This window comes from Paraburkholderia sp. 35.1 (genome assembly GCF_050436525.1).
Classification (GTDB): Bacteria; Pseudomonadota; Gammaproteobacteria; order Burkholderiales; family Burkholderiaceae; genus Paraburkholderia; species Paraburkholderia tuberum.
The window spans coordinates 2,686,162-2,704,134 of the sequence record NZ_JBNDMJ010000002.1; the positions used below are offsets into that span (position 1 = coordinate 2,686,162).

At 64.7% G+C, this 17,973-nt stretch carries 20 protein-coding genes; 5 read left to right on the top strand and 15 right to left on the bottom strand.

Annotation, left to right across the window (positions count from 1 at the left end):
• The first annotated feature begins 330 nt into the window (after nt 1-330).
• Complete coding sequence (locus OKW27_RS18190) at nt 331-1,824, top strand: penicillin acylase family protein (RefSeq protein WP_429334629.1); 1,494 nt, start codon at nt 331-333, stop codon at nt 1,822-1,824.
• 43 nt (nt 1,825-1,867) lie between these two features.
• Here the strand turns inward: OKW27_RS18190 and OKW27_RS18195 are convergent, their stop codons facing one another.
• Both OKW27_RS18195 and OKW27_RS18200 read right to left on the bottom strand, forming a co-directional pair.
• Nucleotides 1,868-2,833, bottom strand: a complete 966-nt coding sequence (locus OKW27_RS18195; protein ID WP_429334307.1) for a PDR/VanB family oxidoreductase — start codon at nt 2,831-2,833, stop codon at nt 1,868-1,870.
• Nucleotides 2,830-3,915 (bottom strand): Rieske 2Fe-2S domain-containing protein, encoded by a 1,086-nt coding sequence (locus tag OKW27_RS18200; RefSeq protein ID WP_429334308.1) that lies wholly within the window; start codon nt 3,913-3,915, stop codon nt 2,830-2,832. Before OKW27_RS18200 ends, OKW27_RS18195 begins: the two co-directional genes overlap by 4 nt.
• A 185-nt stretch (nt 3,916-4,100) precedes the next feature.
• On the opposite strand from OKW27_RS18200, the gene OKW27_RS18205 reads away from it, so the two are divergent.
• Nucleotides 4,101-4,601, top strand: a complete 501-nt coding sequence (locus OKW27_RS18205; protein ID WP_090809135.1) for a MarR family winged helix-turn-helix transcriptional regulator — start codon at nt 4,101-4,103, stop codon at nt 4,599-4,601.
• A gap of 20 nt (nt 4,602-4,621) precedes the next feature.
• On the opposite strand, the gene OKW27_RS18210 is transcribed toward OKW27_RS18205, so the two are convergent.
• A complete protein-coding gene (locus OKW27_RS18210) occupies nt 4,622-5,560 on the bottom strand; it encodes an NADP-dependent oxidoreductase (RefSeq protein WP_429334309.1) in 939 nt (312 codons plus the stop codon).
• Between the two features lie 204 nt (nt 5,561-5,764).
• Between OKW27_RS18210 and OKW27_RS18215 the strand changes: the two genes are divergently transcribed.
• Together OKW27_RS18215 and OKW27_RS18220 are read left to right on the top strand one after the other, a co-directional pair.
• A complete protein-coding gene (locus OKW27_RS18215) occupies nt 5,765-5,998 on the top strand; it encodes a DUF2795 domain-containing protein (protein ID WP_184006680.1) in 234 nt (77 codons plus the stop codon).
• A 62-nt stretch (nt 5,999-6,060) separates the two neighbouring features.
• Complete coding sequence (locus OKW27_RS18220) at nt 6,061-6,972, top strand: DUF72 domain-containing protein (protein WP_429334310.1); 912 nt, start codon at nt 6,061-6,063, stop codon at nt 6,970-6,972.
• Here the strand turns inward: OKW27_RS18220 and OKW27_RS18225 are convergent.
• The 6 genes from OKW27_RS18225 to OKW27_RS18250 form a co-directional block, all read right to left on the bottom strand.
• A complete protein-coding gene (locus OKW27_RS18225; RefSeq protein ID WP_429334311.1) occupies nt 6,964-7,626 on the bottom strand; it encodes a UdgX family uracil-DNA binding protein in 663 nt (220 codons plus the stop codon). The two genes, OKW27_RS18220 and OKW27_RS18225, sit on opposite strands and share 9 nt — an antisense overlap.
• 26 nt (nt 7,627-7,652) lie before the next feature.
• Entirely contained in the window at nt 7,653-7,805 is a 153-nt protein-coding gene (locus tag OKW27_RS18230) for a DUF6496 domain-containing protein (RefSeq protein ID WP_018437257.1), read from the bottom strand.
• A gap of 127 nt (nt 7,806-7,932) precedes the next feature.
• Nucleotides 7,933-8,616, bottom strand: a complete 684-nt coding sequence (locus tag OKW27_RS18235) for a hypothetical protein (protein WP_429334312.1) — start codon at nt 8,614-8,616, stop codon at nt 7,933-7,935.
• Complete coding sequence (locus OKW27_RS18240) at nt 8,613-10,019, bottom strand: selenium-binding protein SBP56-related protein (protein WP_090809127.1); 1,407 nt, start codon at nt 10,017-10,019, stop codon at nt 8,613-8,615. Before OKW27_RS18240 ends, OKW27_RS18235 begins: the two co-directional genes overlap by 4 nt.
• Before the next feature lie 264 nt (nt 10,020-10,283).
• The gene (locus tag OKW27_RS18245) at nt 10,284-10,724 is read right to left on the bottom strand and encodes a zinc-finger-containing protein (RefSeq protein ID WP_184051964.1); all 441 of its coding nucleotides are present in this window, start codon (nt 10,722-10,724) and stop codon (nt 10,284-10,286) included.
• A gap of 107 nt (nt 10,725-10,831) precedes the next feature.
• On the bottom strand, nt 10,832-11,509 hold the full coding sequence (locus OKW27_RS18250; RefSeq protein WP_429334313.1) for a DJ-1/PfpI family protein: 678 nt from the start codon (nt 11,507-11,509) through the stop codon (nt 10,832-10,834).
• A gap of 160 nt (nt 11,510-11,669) precedes the next feature.
• On the opposite strand from OKW27_RS18250, the gene OKW27_RS18255 reads away from it, so the two are divergent.
• Nucleotides 11,670-12,644, top strand: a complete 975-nt coding sequence (locus OKW27_RS18255) for a GlxA family transcriptional regulator (RefSeq protein WP_090809120.1) — start codon at nt 11,670-11,672, stop codon at nt 12,642-12,644.
• A 36-nt stretch (nt 12,645-12,680) separates the two neighbouring features.
• Here the strand turns inward: OKW27_RS18255 and OKW27_RS18260 are convergent, their stop codons facing one another.
• The 6 genes from OKW27_RS18260 to OKW27_RS18285 form a co-directional block, all read right to left on the bottom strand.
• Nucleotides 12,681-13,241 carry a hypothetical protein gene (locus tag OKW27_RS18260; protein WP_429334314.1) on the bottom strand — a complete coding sequence of 187 codons (561 nt, stop codon included), beginning with the start codon at nt 13,239-13,241 and terminating at the stop codon, nt 12,681-12,683.
• 378 nt (nt 13,242-13,619) lie between these two features.
• A complete protein-coding gene (locus OKW27_RS18265; RefSeq protein WP_429334315.1) occupies nt 13,620-14,615 on the bottom strand; it encodes an MxaL protein in 996 nt (331 codons plus the stop codon).
• Nucleotides 14,612-15,157 carry a tetratricopeptide repeat protein gene (locus OKW27_RS18270; protein WP_429334316.1) on the bottom strand — a complete coding sequence of 182 codons (546 nt, stop codon included), beginning with the start codon at nt 15,155-15,157 and terminating at the stop codon, nt 14,612-14,614. Before OKW27_RS18270 ends, OKW27_RS18265 begins: the two co-directional genes overlap by 4 nt.
• Nucleotides 15,154-16,140, bottom strand: coding sequence for a vWA domain-containing protein (locus tag OKW27_RS18275; RefSeq protein ID WP_429334317.1), 987 nt, complete (start codon nt 16,138-16,140; stop codon nt 15,154-15,156). The genes OKW27_RS18270 and OKW27_RS18275 overlap by 4 nt, the downstream gene beginning before the upstream one ends.
• Nucleotides 16,137-17,060 carry a calcium incorporation protein MxaA gene (locus OKW27_RS18280; RefSeq protein WP_429334318.1) on the bottom strand — a complete coding sequence of 308 codons (924 nt, stop codon included), beginning with the start codon at nt 17,058-17,060 and terminating at the stop codon, nt 16,137-16,139. Before OKW27_RS18280 ends, OKW27_RS18275 begins: the two co-directional genes overlap by 4 nt.
• Nucleotides 17,057-17,968, bottom strand: a complete 912-nt coding sequence (locus OKW27_RS18285; protein ID WP_429334319.1) for a DUF58 domain-containing protein — start codon at nt 17,966-17,968, stop codon at nt 17,057-17,059. The genes OKW27_RS18280 and OKW27_RS18285 overlap by 4 nt, the downstream gene beginning before the upstream one ends.
• Between the last annotated feature and the right edge of the window lie 5 nt (nt 17,969-17,973).

The window sequence follows — 17,973 nt, forward strand, 5'->3', positions numbered from 1 at the left end:
ATGTATTTCCCGTCATCTGATTTCTGATCGTGAAATGTGGCTCCTGTCATTTGCCTGACCGCGGAACGATAGTGGACCGCGCCGAGCGCGATAATTACACTCGTCGTTACGATGAACACCCTGGCGGGAACCGATCGCAGGGCCTTGCTCCTGAAGACATTCATTGATCAAAAATGCACGACGATCGACGACACGCGGTATAGCTTTTCGCTCCAGGTTCAACGTCCGTAAACTACTGATGACCGGAATGCGGGAGCACTGCTTTCTAGCCACATGACATTAATAGCTAACTGACAGTTCGAAAGAAATCAGAGCACGCCCAAACGGGGCATCCAGCCTGGCGCGCCAACCCGGTATCAGGTCGACGGCAACAGCGAAGCGATGACGCCGACGCGCGTGAACGTCGAGGTACGCGCCGCCGACGGTTCGCTGCATACCGTGTCGCGCACGCTGTATCGTTCGCGCTTCGGACCGCTGGTCAATCTCGGCACGATGTCGCCCGCGCTCGCGTGGAATGCGCAGCAGGCGTTCGCGCTGCGCGATATCAATACCGACAACTTCCGCGTGTTCGAAAACTTCCGCGCATGGAATCAGGCGGCCTCGCTCGACGATTTCATCGCCATCCAGAAGAAGAACGCGGCGATGCCGTGGGTCAACACGCTCGCGATCGGCCGTGACGATCCGCGCGTCTGGTACGCGGATATCGGCGCGACCCCTGACGTGCCCGACGAACTCACGCAGCGTTGCACGCCGCCGGTCGGCCGGGCACTGGCGCGGATCATGCCCGGCGTGCCGGTCCTCGACGGTTCGCGCAGCGACTGCGACTGGCGCGACGAGCCCGGCGCGGTACAGCATCATGCGTTGCCGGTCGCGCAGATGCCGTCGCTGCTTCGGCGCGACTATGTCGGCAATTTCAACGACAGTTACTGGCTCAGCAACCCGGCCGAACCGATGACCGGCTACGCGAAGATCATCGGTGCGACCGCGACGCCGCAGACGCTGCGCACGCGACTGGGCCATACGATCGCGGCGCAATTGCAGAGCGATCCGCATGGCGTTTGCGCCGATACACTCGGTCACGCTGCGCTCGACAGCCGCTCGATGTCGGCGTTGCTGTTCGAGCAACCCGTGCTCGACCGTCTGTGCGGCAGCGACGCACTCGCGGCCCTGCCGGCCGGCCCGAACGCCGACCCGCAGCGCGCGGCGTGCAAGGTACTCGCCGCATGGGACGATACGGCCGCGGCCGACGCAGTGGGGGCAACCTTGTGGGACGAACTGTGGCGACGTCTGCTGACGATACGGCCCGCGCAGCTATACGCGGTACCGTTCGATCCCGCGAAGCCGTTGACCACACCCGCGGGCATCGCCGCCGATCCGCCGCAGCTCGCCGCCGCGCTGCATGACGCGCTCGCGGCACTGCAACGCGCCGGCATCGCGATCGATGCACCGCGCAGCGTGGCGCTCTACGTGCAACGCAACGACGAGCGCATTGCGCTATTCGGGGGTTGCGACGCGGGCGGCTATTTCACCTCGGCGTGTGCCGCGCATCCCTTCGATGCGAGCGGCTATTCGATGAACGTCAAGCCAATGGGCGACACCTATCTGCAGATAGTGTCGTTCGCCGGCGCTCAGGTGATCGCGCGCACGCTGCTCGCACCGTCAGAATCGGATGACCCGGCGTCGCCGCACTATGCCGACGGGACGCACGATTACGCGGCCCAACGCTGGACGATTATTCCCTTCTCCGAAGAAGCGATTGCGCACGATCCGGCGTTGAGTGTGCGCACGGTAAGTTCGTCGGATTCCGAGGGAAAAGCGCAATAAATAAGCGGTACGACGGGCAACAGGCCCGTCGTACCGCAGAAAATCACAGATCGAGCACCAGCAGCGGCGATTTCGCGCGCGAGCAGCACGGCAGGAACTGATCGTTTGCCGCGCGTTCCTCGTCGGTCAGATACGAATCCAGATGATCCGGCTCACCGGACAGCACCCGCGTCAAACAGGTACCGCACACGCCCTGCTCGCACGACGTGATCACTTCGACGCCATGCGCGGCCAGCGCCTGCACGACCGTGCATTCGGGCCGCACGTCGATCGTCGCGCCGCTGCTCGCGATGCGCACCTGGAAGCTGCCGCCCGTCGCCGCCTGATTCGCGGCCGCGCCGAAGAACTCGTAGTGCAGCCTGTGTTCCGGCCAGCCCTTCGCACGCGCGGTCTCGAGCACGAAGTCCATGAAGCCGCGCGGACCGCAGACATACAGGTGGGTGCCGGCCGGCGCATCGCTGAGCGTCTGCTCGATATCGAACGTCGAGCCGCCCGGATGGTCATCGTGATGAAGCTGGACCGACTTCGCGAAGCCAGCTTGTGCAAGACGCTCGACGAACGCCGTGCGTTCCTTCGAGCGCGTGCAGTAGTGCATGTCGAACGAAGCGCCCGTGGCGGCAAGCCGCTCGGCCATGCAAAGAATCGGCGTGACGCCGATCCCGCCCGCGAGCAGCAGATGATGAGCCGCATCGTCAGCGAGCGCGAAATGATTGCGCGGCGCGCTGATCTGCAGGCGATCGCCTTCGCGGACCAGATCGTGCACCGCTTTCGATCCGCCGCGTCCCCCTTCGTCGCGCAGCACCGCGATCAGATAGCGATGCGTTTCGCGTGGATCGTTGCACAACGAGTACTGACGCACGAGCCCGTTTGGCAAATGCAGATCGACGTGCGAGCCGGCGTCGAAGGCCGGCAACGCCTGAGCGTTTTCGCTCTCGAGTTCGAAGCTCGCGATACCGAGCGCTTCGTCGCGCCGGCGCGCCACCACCACATTCAGCACGGGATGATTCATGTCGCCGGCCGCACGGGAATGACGCGCGTCACTTCAGCCTGCGGCGCGCCCGTCTCCGCGCGTTCCTGCGCGACGAGCCGATCGATCACGCGACGCGACATCACGCCGCCCGCATCGATATTGAGCTTCAGCAGATTGCGCTCGGGCCAGCGCAACAGGTTCTGCTGCTGACGTTCGAGCATCTCCAGATCTTCACTGAAGATCTTGCCCTGCCCTTCGCGGATGCTCGCGGTCAGCGCCGCATCGTCGGGACGGAAATTGCGCGCCATGCCCCAGAAATACCAGATCGACGTTTCCGTTTCCGGCGTGATGAAATCCACCACGATCGACGACGCTTTCTGGTCGGCCGGCGCGTGATAGCCGCCATGCCCGGCATGCGCGACGCCCACCTCGATCAGCACGTGACTCGGCGGCGTGAAGTGGCAGATCTGCCAACGGTCGACGGGCACGTCGTCGGCGAGACCATTGCCGCGCAACGCCATCTTCCAGAACGGCGGCGCCGCGACGTTTTCCATGAAACGGCTCGTGCGCACGGTATCGCCTTCGGCCACGGTTTTGGGCGCGGCTTCGTCGATTTCCTTTTGCCCGATGCTGTTCGCGTGCACATAGGTCTCGTGCGTCAGATCCATCAGGTTGTCGATCATTAGCCGGTAATCGCAGCGGATGTGATAAAGACCGCCGCCGTACGCCCATTCGGCACTCTCGGCCCACTCCAGATGATGCAGCTTGGCGGCATCGGCCTGCGCCGCATCGCCGGGCCACACCCAGACGAAGCCATAGCGCTCGATCGCTGGATAGCTTCGAATCGATGGAAAGCCGTTGACGCGTTGCCCCGGCATGCCGGTCGCCTTGCCCTGACAGCCCATTTCGAGGCCGTGATAGCCGCACACGAGCGTGCCATCGCGCACGAAACCGAGCGACAGCGGCGCGCCGCGATGCGGACAGAAGTCTTCGAGCGCCACCACGGCACCTTCCGCGTTGCGATAGAAAACCATCGGCTCGCCGCAGATCTGCCGGCCGAGCGGCTTATCCGCGACTTCATCGGGCATACATGCGACGTACCACGCATTCTTGGGAAACATGTCAGTCTCACTCCCTGGATTATTCATGGATTGCATTCAGCCTACTCATTGAGATTCAGTGTACTCAATGTGTCTTTAATGATTAAATGAAGGTTTTCCCCTAGACGAACTTTCAATCAGGTAACACGAACGCCGGTTCGCCATTTCCATTCGCAACGAAAAGGCGCGAGGTCTTCAGAACTAATATGGTCACTTCAACCGATACCAGCACTTCCGCGATCAGCATCGATCTGTACGACCAGCCCGGCCATTTGATCCGACGCGCGCATCAGATTTCCGTGTCCATGTTTCATGATCTGATCGGACGCGAGGTGACGCCCGTTCAGTATGCGGTGCTCAGAATGCTGCAGGAATTGCCCGGACTCGATCAGGTCACGCTCGCGCAGCGAGTGGGCCTCGACACGTCGACCACCGCCGATATCGCGGTACGGCTCGAAGCGAAAGGCTGGATCGTGCGCGAAGTTCTGCCGCGCCGCCAGCGTCGTCTATTGCTGACGCCGGCTGGAGAGCAGTTGCTCGATGAATTGATCCCCGGCGTCAACGCGCTCAATCACGGCCTGCTCGACGGGATGGGAGACGAGGATGCGCGAGAGCTATTGAGACTGTTGAGAAAGTTCGTGCATCTGAATAACGATCAGAGCCGCGCGCCGCTGCGCAGCGCGAGCGACGACGCGAATCCGAACTAGCAGACAGCGCGCTCTCCGTACTACGACGCCATCTCCACCACGATCTTGCCGCGCACGTGGCCTTTCGCGAGCCGTTCCAGCGCCTTGGCCGTCGCATCGAACGCAAACCGTTCGGCGACCACGACACGCACGCTGCCCTTGTCGAGCAACGACGCGATCTCCGTCAATTGCCGGCCGTCGGGTCGCGCGGTATAACGCGTGGCCCGTGCGCCATGGTTCGATGCCTCGGTCTGCGACGGCTCGTTGAGCGTCGAGACCAGCGCGCCACCGGTCGCGACCGCCGACCACGAGCGGCGCTGCGTATCGCCGCCGATCAGATCGAACACGAGGTCGATGTCGCGCGCGACGTCTTCGAAGCGCTGCGCGTGATAGTCGATCACGCGATCCGCACCGAGCGAGCGCACGAACTCGATGCCGTCGCCGGACGCCGTAGCGTACACTTGCGCGCCCTTCTGCTTGGCGAACTGCACGGCGAAATGTCCAACGCCGCCCGCGCCCGCATGGATCAGCACGCGGCCGCCGGCTTCGAGGCAGCCGTGATCGAACAGCCCCTGCCATGCGGTCAACGCGGCGAGCGGCACGGCGCCCGCGGACCCCACATCCAGTTTTTCCGGCGCATGCGCTAGCGCGCTCGCGGACACGACGACGAATTCCGCGTACGCACCCTGTCCCTGGCCAACGAAGCCATACACCTGCTCGCCCGCGCGCCATTGCCCGACGCCCTCGCCGACCCGTTCGACCACTCCGGAAAAATCGCGCCCGAGCGTATAGGGCAGCTTCTCTTCACGAATCAACGGGTACTGGCCCGAGCGCGTCTTCAGGTCCACCGGATTGGCGCTGGCCGCGCGCACGCGCACCAGCACCTGGCCGGCGCCAGGCTCGGGGATCTCGATCTTCTCGGCCTTGAACACTTCGGGACCGCCGAAGCGGTGAATGCGATATGCGAGCATCGTGCTCATGATGGCCTTCTCCTTGAAAGGTCCTGTGTCAGCGGCGCTACTTTGCCGGCTGCGCGCAAGTCGCGTTCCTCATCGCCGGGTTCTTTTCCATTCGCACGACGTGCGCCGCTGGAAAACGCAACACGAGCCCGCGCGCCGAGGCACGAGATATGCGAGAGGTACCGGTAGGCGCGCAGTCGTGATGTACTCATTCACGGAGGAACCATGTCACAGCACCCCGCCCATTCCCAGGATCACCGCCACCCCGGTCAGCCGAATCCCGCTGACGTCGAAAAAGCAATCAGTGGTGTGAATTACCCGACCACACGCGAAAAGCTGGCCGCGCAGGCGCGCAAAAATCACGCGAATACCGACATCGTCGATCTGGTCGACCGTCTGCCCGATCACAATTTCGACAGCCCGGCCGCGGTGGCGAAGCAAATCGCGCGTATTCAATGACGCTGCGATCCGTCGAGTCGGAGCCGGACTCCGAACCCCATTCCGCCGGACCCGACGCGCGAATGAAGAAAACCGGCGATGTGCGTATCGGCATTTCCGGCTGGCGCTACCAAGGTTGGCGCGGCAGCTTTTACCCAGAGGATCTCAAACATGCAGCGGAGTTACAGTACGCGTCGGCGCTATTCGGCACGATCGAAATCAACGGCACGCATTACAGCCTTCAATCGCTCGATAGCTGGCAGCGTTGGTACGCGCAAACGCCTGACGGCTTCGTGTTTGGCATCAAAGGCGCGCGCTATCTGACTCATATGCTGCGGTTTCGCGATGCGAGCGCACGTGTCGGCATCGCGAACTTCTTCGCGCAGGGGCTACTCGCGTTGAACGAAAAGCTTGGTCCGATCCTATGGCAATTTCCGCCCTCGTTCCGATTCGAGCCCGAGGCAATGGAGCGCTTTCTGAGCGTGTTGCCGTCCGACATCGCGAGCGCATCGGCGCTGGCGAAGCACCATGATGCGCGTGTCAAGACGCCTTATGTCGCCATCGATCGCAAGCGGAAGTTGCGTCACGCGGTCGAAGTGCGCCACGCGAGCTTCGTCGATCCGGCGTTCGTGACCTTGCTTCGGCATTACGGGGTCGCGCTCGTCGTTTCAGATTCCACCGAACCGTGGCCCGTCGCCGAAGATCTGACGGCGGACTTCGTCTATCTTCGCCTGCACGGCAGCGAAGCCAAATACTCGGGTTCGTATGGGGACGACGCTCTGCAACGATGGGCCGAGCGAATCGATGCATGGCGCGGCGGCTCCCAGCCTGCCGACGCGCGCTTGATCGCGCCGCAACTCCGGCCGCCTCGCCGAGCCGCGCGAGACGTCTACTGCTACTTCGACAACGATGTAAAAGCTCGGGCGCCGTTCGACGCACAACGATTGATGAAAGGCCTCGGATTACGAGCGACGCACGCGCCGGCGTCATCCTGAGCGCTTGCCGCCGTGGGCCAGCTTCTGTGCGGTGCGCAATGCTGCGACGATGCGTTCGTACACCTCGCGACGCGTTTCAGGGTCCGGCGCGCGCAGCGCAAACGACGGATGGTACGTCGCGACCACGCGTTGCTCGCCGCGCTCGAGCGTTTTGTCGAACGCGTCCTGCAAGCGCGCGTGCGAGTCGTGAACAACCGCTTTCAACGCGGTCGCGCCCAGTGCCACGACCACGCGCACATGCGGCATGTCGAGTTCCTGCTCCAGCCAGTAGCCGCAAGCATCCACTTCACGCTGAGCGGGCGTTTTGTGCAAGCGACGCTTGCCGCGCGCGATCCACTTGAAATGCTTGACGGCGTTCGTCACGTAGACGTCGTCACGCTTGACGCCCGCTTCTTCGAGCGCGTTGTCGAGCAACGCGCCGGCCGGCCCGACGAAGGGCTTGCCCTGCAGATCTTCCATGTCGCCGGGTTGCTCGCCGACCAGCACGATCGACGCATGCCGCTGCCCTTCGCCGGGCACGGCCTGAGTCGCGTTGCGCCAGAGCGCGCAACGGCGGCAATCGTCGAGCTTCGCCGGATGCTGATCGGGTTCGACATCCGCTGGCTCCGATTGCGGGTCGCCATGCGCGCGCTTTTTCTGCGGCCTGTCGGTCATGGGTACGACCGCGCGTGCTGAACCGCTTATTTCTCACTCTTCTTCGGAATCTTCGCGCCCGACTTGCGCGCCTGATTCAACGCGATCGCGACAGCCTGCTTGTGCGGCTTGCCATGCTTCGACTCGGTCTTGATGTTGTGCGACACGGTCTCTTTCGATGTACCTTTCTTCAGCGGCATGATCTTCTCCGGGTGTAGATGACGAGAGGAAAAATCAGGACCCCGCACGGAATGGCGTCCCTGCACCGAAGCTACGCAGCATATGCTGTGCCCGGGAGCCTCATCGGCCGGATCGGCCGCGTCGAAATCAACCGGAAACGCCCGCTGCCGCCGCGTTCAACGCCAGCGACACGCCGCCCACCAGAATCAGACTCGACGCCCATACCGCATCGAGATTGAACCAGCTGCGCGACACGAACCTGAGCCCAAGGTAGCGATAAACGAGCCATGCGAGCACGCCGCCGGCCATCGTCATCGCGGCCGCATGCACCGCGGAGACCGACAGCGCCATGCGCAGACTCGTTTCGATCAGCGTTTGGGCGGCTTGGTGCGCGCTGTCCATTGCTTCTGCGCGGCACAGACCGAGGTAGATCGGCACCAGCATCAAGCCGGCGCCGTGCGCGATCGCCACCGCGAACGACCAGAGCGCGAGCCGCGACGGCGGAATTCTCGCCAGTACGCGCGGATGGCGCCGGCGCATCAGCAACACCAGACCGAAGCCGATCACCAGCACGCTCGCGCCGATCTGCATCTGACGCTGCCACGCGAGCACACTGGCCAGCATCGCGAACGGCAGCATCATCAGCAATATGGCGAGCGCGTGCCCCGCCGCGAGATAAAGAAGCGCTACGACCAGCGCTTGCGAGCGCCGCTGCATCAGCGCGTTCGACACCGCGAGCGGCCACCCCATCGCCGGATTAAGTCCGTGATACACACCGCTCGCGAGGACGGCCAGCCACAGTGCCGCTTGCGGCGACACCGCGCCGCTCAAACGCCCACCGAGGGATAGCAGAACGAATCGGTCGAGCAGTCGCCGCCTTCGAGGCGAATCTGGTGCGCGCGATAGCCGGCGGGAAACTCGACGAAGTAATCCTCGGCGAGCTCGAGACCGCCATTGGGCTCGGCATGCGCCATCACTTGCACGCCGGGCACCCCATCCGGGTAGAACTGGTCGTCCCACGTCGAATAGAGCGAGTTGGTCCAGTAGATGCGCTTGCCGTCGCGACTGATCTCGACCATCTGCGGACCGCCGGCGAAAGCCTTGCCGTTCGGATGCGGCGCGCAATGTTCGATTCCACCGATGCGCACCGAGCCCGTCAATTTCGGCTTGCGCGGTTCGCTCACGTCGTACTGGCGCATCTCGCCGGTGCCCCAGCAGGAGACGTAGAGGAATTTATCGTCGATCGAAAGATCGATGTCGGTGACGAGCGGCGGCACCGCGCCGAAACCTTGCAGCAGCGGCGGCAACTCGTCGGCATGCGCGGGCTCCGGTGGAATGGTCGCGGTCTTTTCGATGTGGAAGTGGCCGCCTTCGCGCCACCAGGTCCAGATCGACCCTTCCAGATTCGTCGTATCGACCACGACGCCGATAAAGCCGTACTCGCGGCTCGGGTCGTGCGCGGGCCGCACTTCGAGCGCCATCTGATGATTCGCGCCGAGATCGAGCGTCTGCACGTTGCGCCTCGCGCGCAGATCCCAGCAGTGCACGCGGTGGCCGTATTTGTTCGCGAGCAGGTCTTCGGGCACGATGCCGTTTTCGAATTGCGGCGGCAGCGCCCATTCGGTCGACACCATGTAGTCGCGCGGCAGATTCCACCAGAAGTCGTAATGCTTTTCCTGCGCGCCGCGCTCGATTTCCCAGCGGCCCAGCACCTCGAATGTTTGGCAGTCCATGATGAAGATTCCGGGCGGCCCGTCGGTGCCGTCCTTGCCACCACCGCCGAGCGTGCTCACGTAGATGCCCTCCGGTCCGCAATGCACGGTGTGCGGACGCGAATAGCCGGTCTTGCGGAAAATTTCCTCCGGCTCGATGATCTTGTGAATCTTCGCCTGGGTCGGATGCGGCTTCGTATCGACGATATAGATGCGCGACGAGCGCATGCCCGGAATGATCAGATAGCGACGTTCCAGAAACGCGTGGCCCGTCAACGGCGACAACGCGGACGAACACGCGTTCCAGCCGAAGTGATGGAATTCGTCGCCCTTGTTCGGCACCGGCACCGTGTGGACCACCTGGCTATAAGTCGGCGAACCGGGCTTCACGTCGATCACGGCGAGCGCGTCGGGCTGCGAGGAGTCCGGACTTAGCAGCACCGTGTACGCGTATTCTTCCGCCGGCGCATCCATCGCGAGCTTCGGCGATGCATGAAAGGTAGGATCGGGGCGCATTCTCATGATGGCACTCTCCCTGTCGTTCGAACGGTTCTGAACGGAAGCCCGGCCCGCCAAAAATCGAACCAGCGCGTAACTTTAGATTTGTAGTTCACGATAGCGACCGACGCAACCGGAAATATGCACCCGAACGCAGGTGCGATCCGGCTGCCGGGCCGCATCGCACGAGAACTGCCAATCTGGTGGGGGTGAAGAGGCGCGGGGAAGGCGGTATGGCGGGGTGGTATTGGAGGAATGAAAGGGAGCTAGCGGTTTGGGGCTATTGCGCTATCGCGCACGCCGAGCTTCGATAAAAGCTTCGACATAACGCAGCGCCTGTTCGCACTGCTCGGGCGTGAACGCGTGAATGCTCGCCGGAACCGGATCGAAGCCAAGCTCGGTCGCGGCCCACCGGATCGCTTTCGCGCGGGCTTCGAACGCGTTGACACCATCGCGGCGCACCTTCCCGGCAACGAGCGGTTCGAGCGCATCGTGCAGCTTGCTCTTCGACTCGCGCAACGTTGCGTCGGCGAGGCGGCCGAGCGGCAGGTTGTGTTTGCTGCGCGAATAAACGCCGATCCACGCCTGACATGCGGTGCAGATCCACAGCGGCCCTTGATCGCTGCGATAGGGGTAGGACTCGTCGCCGTAACGCGCGAGCAACGCACGGTTGCCGCAGTAGTCGCATGACGGCTGCGGCAGTGCCTTGACGGGCTTGCCTACGCGCATGGGGAGTGCCCCGGGAAAAATTCTTCGTACTTCATCGCATCGATCCGACTGGCGGAAACGGGTAGAGCCACACAGTTTAATGGAATGCCCGTACCCGCATGCAAGACTTAGCTTCTCTCCGCGATCTCCATCACCACCCGGCGCCGCGCGGCCAGGCCTTCCGCCGACCGTCGCCGGACCAGTTCCACCACCGCTTGCGGCGCCAACGCCGGATCGCCCGCGTCGAACGGCGGGGCTGGCGCGTATTCGAGTTCGAGCTGGATCGCCTGCGCCTCTTCTACGCCCGCCAGTTCGGCCGCGACGGTCAACCCGAAATCGATGCCCGCTGTCACGCCGCCGCCGGTAATCAGATTGCCATCGCGGACCACACGCGCATGCGTCGGTATCGCGCCGAGCGGTTCAAGCAGCGAGTGAAACGCCCAGTGAGTCGTCGCGCGCCGCCCGCGCAGCAAGCCGGCCGCGCCAAGCAGCAACGCGCCGGTGCAGACCGACGTCACGTAGCGCGCGCTGGCGGCCTGTCGGCAAACGAAGTCGATCGTTTGCTCGTCTTGCAACAGGTCGGTCACGCCGCTTCCGCCTGGCACACAGATCACGTCGAGCGGCGGGCAGCTTTCGTAGGTCGTGCTCGGCGTCAGCACGAGCCCGTTACTCGACACCACGGGCTCCCGTGTCTTCCAGATCAGATGCATCGTGGCGCCCGGCAACGATGCAAGTACGTCGTGCGGGCCAGTCAGATCGAGTTGCTGTACTTTCGGAAACACCAGAAAACCGATTTGCAGGTTCATAGGGATACCTTATTCAGGGAGAAATCGAAACGCGTGATCCGCCGCGTCTTCCAGGTGGACGGACTGATTCTATGCGCGTAGGCTTTGGCAAGACTGCCATTAACCCCAGTTTTTCTGCCACGCGCGCGCGCTCTCTCTTACAGCCCCTGTTACACACGATATGTCCAGCGCTCCCCCCTCCATCGTGCTGCTCGCCTTCCCCAACATGCAACTGCTCGACGTCAGCGGTCCGCTGCAGGTATTTGCGTCCGCCAATGAACTCGTCGCGCAGCGTGGGCTCGACGAACTCTACTCGCCCCGCGTCGTGGCAGCCGAAGCCGGGCCCGTCACGTCGTCGTCGGGACTTGCGGTACTCGCCGGTTCGCTGCGCTCGGTGAAAGCGCCGGTCGATACGCTGATCGTCCCGGGCGGCTGGGGGATTCGTCAGGCATCGGCCGATCAGCGTCTGATCCGCTGGACGCAGCGCCATGCGCCGCATTGCAGACGCGTTGCCTCGGTCTGCTCGGGCGCGTTCCTGCTCGCCGAGGCGGGACTGCTCGACGGCCGCCGCGTCGCCACGCATTGGGGGCGCTGCGACGAACTCGCGCAGGCGTATCCGCAACTGCGCGTCGAAGCCGATCCAATCTTTATTCGTGACGGGGCTATCTGGACATCGGCGGGCGTCACCGCCGGCATCGACCTCGCGCTGGCCATGCTCGAAGAGGATCACGGGCGCGCGTTGGCGCTCGATGTCGCGCGCGAGCTCGTCGTGTTTCTGAAGCGGCCGGGGGGTCAGTCGCAGTTCAGCGCGACGCTGTCGCTGCAACATGCCGACGACCGTTTCGGCGAATTGCATGCATGGATGACGTCGCATCTCGCAACCGACCTGTCGGTCCCCGCGCTCGCGCGACGGCTTCATATGAGCGAGCGCAGCTTCATGCGCCACTACAAGGCACAAACGGGCCGCACGCCGGCCCGCGCGGTCGAGCAGTTGCGCATCGAAGCGGCACAGCGCTTGCTCAGCGAGACATCCTGGTCGATCAAACGAATCGCGGCGCGGTGTGGATTCGGCAGCGAGGAAACGATGCGATGCAGCTTCGTGCGTCAGCTGCGCGTGGCGCCGCAGGTGTATCGCGAGCGCTTTTCATCGACGTGACTCGTCGACGTGAAATGCGCGGCCGTCCGACATCACTCAGTAGCGACGTTTGACGATCAGCGTCGCGCCCGTATCGTGAGAATGCAGAACCGCGACGCGCGCGGTGCCGGAGAACACCCAGTCGTCGATCGTCAAGGACAAGCGTCGCTGCGGTGACGCGCCTATCGACAACACTGAACTGTTCATCTGAACGATGGACAATTGCGGCGCGGTAGACGGACCCAGTTGCAGAGGATTCGAAGCATTTTGCGCGGCAGGTTTTGCGCCCGGTTCGGACACCGGTGCGAACTCCGGTCCGGACGACACCAATGCCTTCGCAGTGCCGAGCTGGACATCGCGCGTCACGTCCACACTATAGTAATTCTCCATTTGCGCGAAGAACGGCTTGCCCTGATCCCCGTGATACTCCATCGCATAGCGCTGCTGCTCGAAGTAGTGCCGAGGCTCGGGAATCGGCGGCACGACTTCGACGGGCGACGCGACGATGTTGGCGACCATCATCGCTTGCGGCACATCGCCGAAGGGGCCGCCCGCAAACGCGTAGCCGCTCACCAAGACGAGTACCGCTCCGACAATCCTCTCGTTTTGGCACGTCATCGCATGCCTCCAGTGAAGGAATTGAAATGTCACATGACACGGCGCTCCCGTCGAACCGAGCGCCTTGCAGCGTCGCTTGCACTCAGACATTGTAGTCAGTCATTGGCGTACTGGTAGGTCAAAGTGTGGGGTATCTCGCGTGTGCGGCGAGCGCATGCGCCTTCGCGACTCAGCGCTGGAGTCGACGTCGAAGTGGACCGATTGAGAATGATTCCTGGCAACGCTCTCCGGCCTCGAAGACCGGCAAGAGCTTCTGGCGCAAGCCTCGTGAGTCGGTCGAACCCGGCAACTCTTGCGAGGTTTCGCAATCAACTACGCGGTTCGATCGGATACCTGCACCTTCAACCGTTGCAGCGTCAACGTTCGCGCTCGCGTGGGTCAGTCGACTCGTGTCGGCCGGCCATTGAATGCCGGCGCGATCTGCAAAACGATCGTTCGAATGCGCTTTCGCCAGGCGCGCGGCCATGCGAGAACGGCATCCGGCATGAAGCGCGCGACGAGCAGCAGCAACGCGAGCAGCGCTGGACACCAGCGCAGATCGGTCGGCACCGGTTCGCGGCGAGCGAAGCGCGCATCGAGCAGCGCATCGCCGAACGACGTCACGTTCAGCAGGCGCCGGTAGTCGAGGCCAGTCTGCCCCGCCACCGACGCAAGGTACTCGCCGTGCAATTCGGACAACTCCTCGTGCGTTTGCGCCTCGACACCGGAGCCTGGCGTCGGCGGCAGCTGGATCACGTCGTCGGCCTGCCAGTAGCCGATCCGGTTACCGTCGGCGTCGGTCTTCGGAATCGCTGCGGGCTGGTCGCCCCCAACGCCGATCAGCCAGCCCCTGATTCGCGCGGCATTGATGCCCTCCATCAGCGGGCGCGACGCCGATACCGGCGGCGCCTCCTGACCATCGGTGACGAACGCGATGGCCGCGCCGCCGCCGACCTCCTGCGCGACCCGCACGGCCGAATACACACCGCCCTCGGCAATGCGGCTCCAGTTGGTCCAGCGCATGCGCCCGTCGATGCCCTCGAGCGACACCAGCAGCGCGTCGTAGTTGCCACAGACTTCGAGCGGCGCCATCAGCAGCAACACCCGCTGCCCCGTGAACACGCTCCAGCCGACCTTCGAGCCGCACGGCAAGCGCCCGAGCGCGTCGCGCATCGCGGCCTGCGCGAATTTGAGCCGGCTGACCGGAGCGCCGTCGAACACCACGTCCTCGACGTCCATGCTTTGCGTGATATCGAACGTCACGAGGTAGTTAAACGTGTTGCGCGGCAAAGTGACGTCCGGCATCGCAACCGCCGCGATCAATGCGACGAGCGCGAGCGGCGTCAACGCGTGGCGCCATCTTGCGAAGCCGCGCTCGCGCGAGACGCCGCTCATGGCAAGTCCTGGCTCTGCGGGTCACGCAGCTTGACGTTGTGCTGCTCTTTCACATCGGGCCCGGCGAGCGCGGACGGCGTTTCCGGCGCAAGCCACAGCGCGCGCTCGAGGTTGTAGCGCGCGTCCCAATCGTCGGGCGCCGCGCGCAGCGCGAGCCGGTAGCGCGCCTTGGCCTCACCGATCATCGCGAGAGACCTGACCGTCTGCGCCGTGTCGCCGCTGCCTTCGCGCAGGTACAGGTTGCCGAGATCGAACAGCGCCGCGCGGCCGACTTCGTCAGGCGGGCTGCCCTCGGGGATCAGACCGTTATAGAGCCGCGCCGCCGCGTCATACGCGCCCGCTTTCGACAGCGCTATCGCGCGGGCCAGTTGGACCTCGCGCGCGTCGTCGCCGGCAGCCTGGTCGCGCGCAGCGGCGTTCGTCGCGAGAATGGCCTGATCGACGCGCTCCGCGTGCTGCAGACGAACGAAGCCAGACGCGGCCCACGCGGCGCAACCGATCGCCACGGTGCCGAACAGCGTGTGGATCAGCGTGCGCTTCATGCCCAGCTCCTGACCTGCAACTGGTGCAGCAGCACCAGCAGCGCCGAACAGAACAGCGCGAGCGCGAAACAGTACAGACTCAGGTCCTGGCGAGGCAGATGCTCGACGAACGTCGTCGTCGCGTTCTGCTGCCGGTTGATCTCCGCGATCGCCGCCATCATCGCCTTCGGGTCTTCGGCCTGAAACAGCCTATACGGTGTCCTGAGCGCCAGAAAGAAGCGATGCAGCTGCGCTTCGGCCGAGGTTCCGCTGACGGGCTGCGTCGCGTTCAGATCGGGACTGAAGACGCTGCTGCGCAAGTAGATGAAGTACAGGGCGATCCGGTTGCGTCGCAGTCCCGCCTCGATGCGCCGTTGCATCGTTTCGTCGAGCAACGCGCCGCCATCGGAGACCAGCACGATCGCGCGGCGGCCCGACGACAAGCGCCCGTCGAACTGCGCGATCGCCGCGAGCATGCCGCGATCGAGCTCGGTGTCCGGCATGCCACGGCCAATCGCCGTCGCCGCGACAGCGGCCTCGATCACGCGATGGTTGTACGTGAACGGCATCGCCAGCACGGGGTTGGTGCCGAACATCATGAACGCGAGCCGGTCGTTGGGCCGCTGCTCGACGAAGCGCGTCAACGCGGCGCGCGCCACGTGGTTCTTGGAGTCGCCGCGCGGCGCCTCGACGCCCTTGCTGCCCATCGGCTCGTCCATGCTCGCGCTGCGGTCCATCAGGATCAGGATCTGCGCGCCGCTGCCGGTGCGCAGCACCTGCAACTGCGAGCGCCCCGGCCCCGCCAGCCCGACGACGATCGCGGCGATCGCCAGTGCCGCGCCGCCGCGTACGAGCCAGCCGGCCGCGCGCCCGAGATCGTCGGCGGGCAGCCACGCGACGCTCGAAAACACCAGCGTGTCGCTGCGTCGCCGCAGCAGCGGCAGCGCGGCGAGCGGCAGCAGCACCAGCATCCACGGCAGGGCGAAATCGAGGCTCATGGTCATCGCTGATGGCGCCTCTCCGCCCGATACAACGCACGGCACAGCGCGTGCAACGAAAGCTCGCCGGGATTCCCGACGGCCTTCGGCGCCGGTGTGAAAAAGCGCTCGGACGACGCCAGATAGAAACGTTCGAGCTGCGCGCGCAGCGGTTGCAGATAGGGCGCGCGCGCGAGCAACGCGGATAGCGAAGCCGCATGCACGACCTGGCCGGCGGTTTCGTTCAGTGCGCGATGCAGGCAGACCCACGCATCGTTCGATGAAGCAGCGGGCGCCTCCGGCAGCCGCTGCATCTGCCGCCATGCACGCGCGAACGGCAGCCGTGCCGCCTCGCGTCGGTTGCGCGCCCACCACCAGCTCGCCCACGCGAGCAGGGTCGCGAGCAGCAGGCCGAGCGCCCACGCGATCTGCCGACGCCAGCCGGCCGTGCCCAGCATGGGTGCCTGACGATCGGGCCGCAGCGGCTGCAAATCCCCTGCGGCGAACGCCGTTTGCGGCGTCAACGGTCCGATGCTCGCCGGCCATTCGGCGACCTGCAATTGCGTGCCCGCCGCCGACGTCAACGTCAACGCGGGCAACGTGATCTGCGTGAGCGTCTGCGGCGCGTTGACGACCTGATACGCGATCACCATCCACTTGCGGCCGTTGGCATCGGTTTCGAGCGTCACGGGCCGGCGTTCGAGCCACACGCCCGTGCGTCCGACCGAAGGCGGCGTGACCGCGCCGATGTCCCGATCGTTGGCCTCCAGCAGCACGCGCTGCGTCAGCACATCGCCGAGCACATAGCCGAACGCGCGCGGCTCCTGAACGAGCGCGGTCGCCACGGCGGCGCTGGCCGTCGCGCTCGCGGCGCCGCAGAGCGACGTGATCAGCATAAGCAGCGCCGCCCGACGAGCGACGCCACCGCGCACACCGCGCGCGCTCATACCGTCATCTCCAGAAAGTAGCGCGACATCGCTTCCGGTTCGAACGCGCCTTCGACATAGAACGGCCGGATGCCGCGCGCGCCGAACCCCGCGACGAGTTCGTCGCGACGGCGCGCGACGCCCTCGCGCCAGCGCTCGCGCACATCGCGGGAAAGCCACACGCGACGCTCCTCGCCAGACTCCGCATCGTTGACGGCCAGCAGCGAGGCGTGCTGCGGCGGCGTGATCTCGGCGGCGTCCCACACGACCATCGGCACCACGCACGCATGCACCAGCATGTCGAGTACCGACGACAGTCGCGCGAGCGGCCAGTGGAAATCGGACACGACGAACACGAGCGCCTGGCGTCCAGCGATACGGATCGCGCAACGCCGCAATCCTTCGACGGCCGCGCGTCCGGCCTGACGTCCGGCCTGACGTTCTGCCTGACTATTCGCCCGACGATCAGCCGTTTCACCGGCGCGTTCGCGCAGCATGCTCGCGAGCAGCGAGCCCGTGCCCCGCCCCGTGCGCGCCGGCATGAACAGATCGTCGCGTTCGCCGCCATCGAAGGCCAGCATGCCGAGCCGGTCGCCGACCCGGAACGCGCTATGGCCGAGCGCTTCGACGAAATCGGCGGCGACCTCCAGCTTCGTTTTACGGCTGCCGAACCGCATCGACGCCGATACGTCGACGATCACGAACACCGGCACCGCGACGCGCTGCAAATGCACGCGCACGAGCCACTCGTCGCGCGCCGCGCGCAAGCTCGCGCGCAGATCGAGCCGGCGCGGGTCCGGGTAGTCGAACAACCGGCCGTGCATCGCGAACTGCTGACCCGAGCCGAAGCTCGAGCCCGGATGCGAGCCGGGCCGCGCGCCGGCCGCGCGCATCGGCAGACGGTAGTGGAATTCCGCGGTGTCGTTCATCGTGG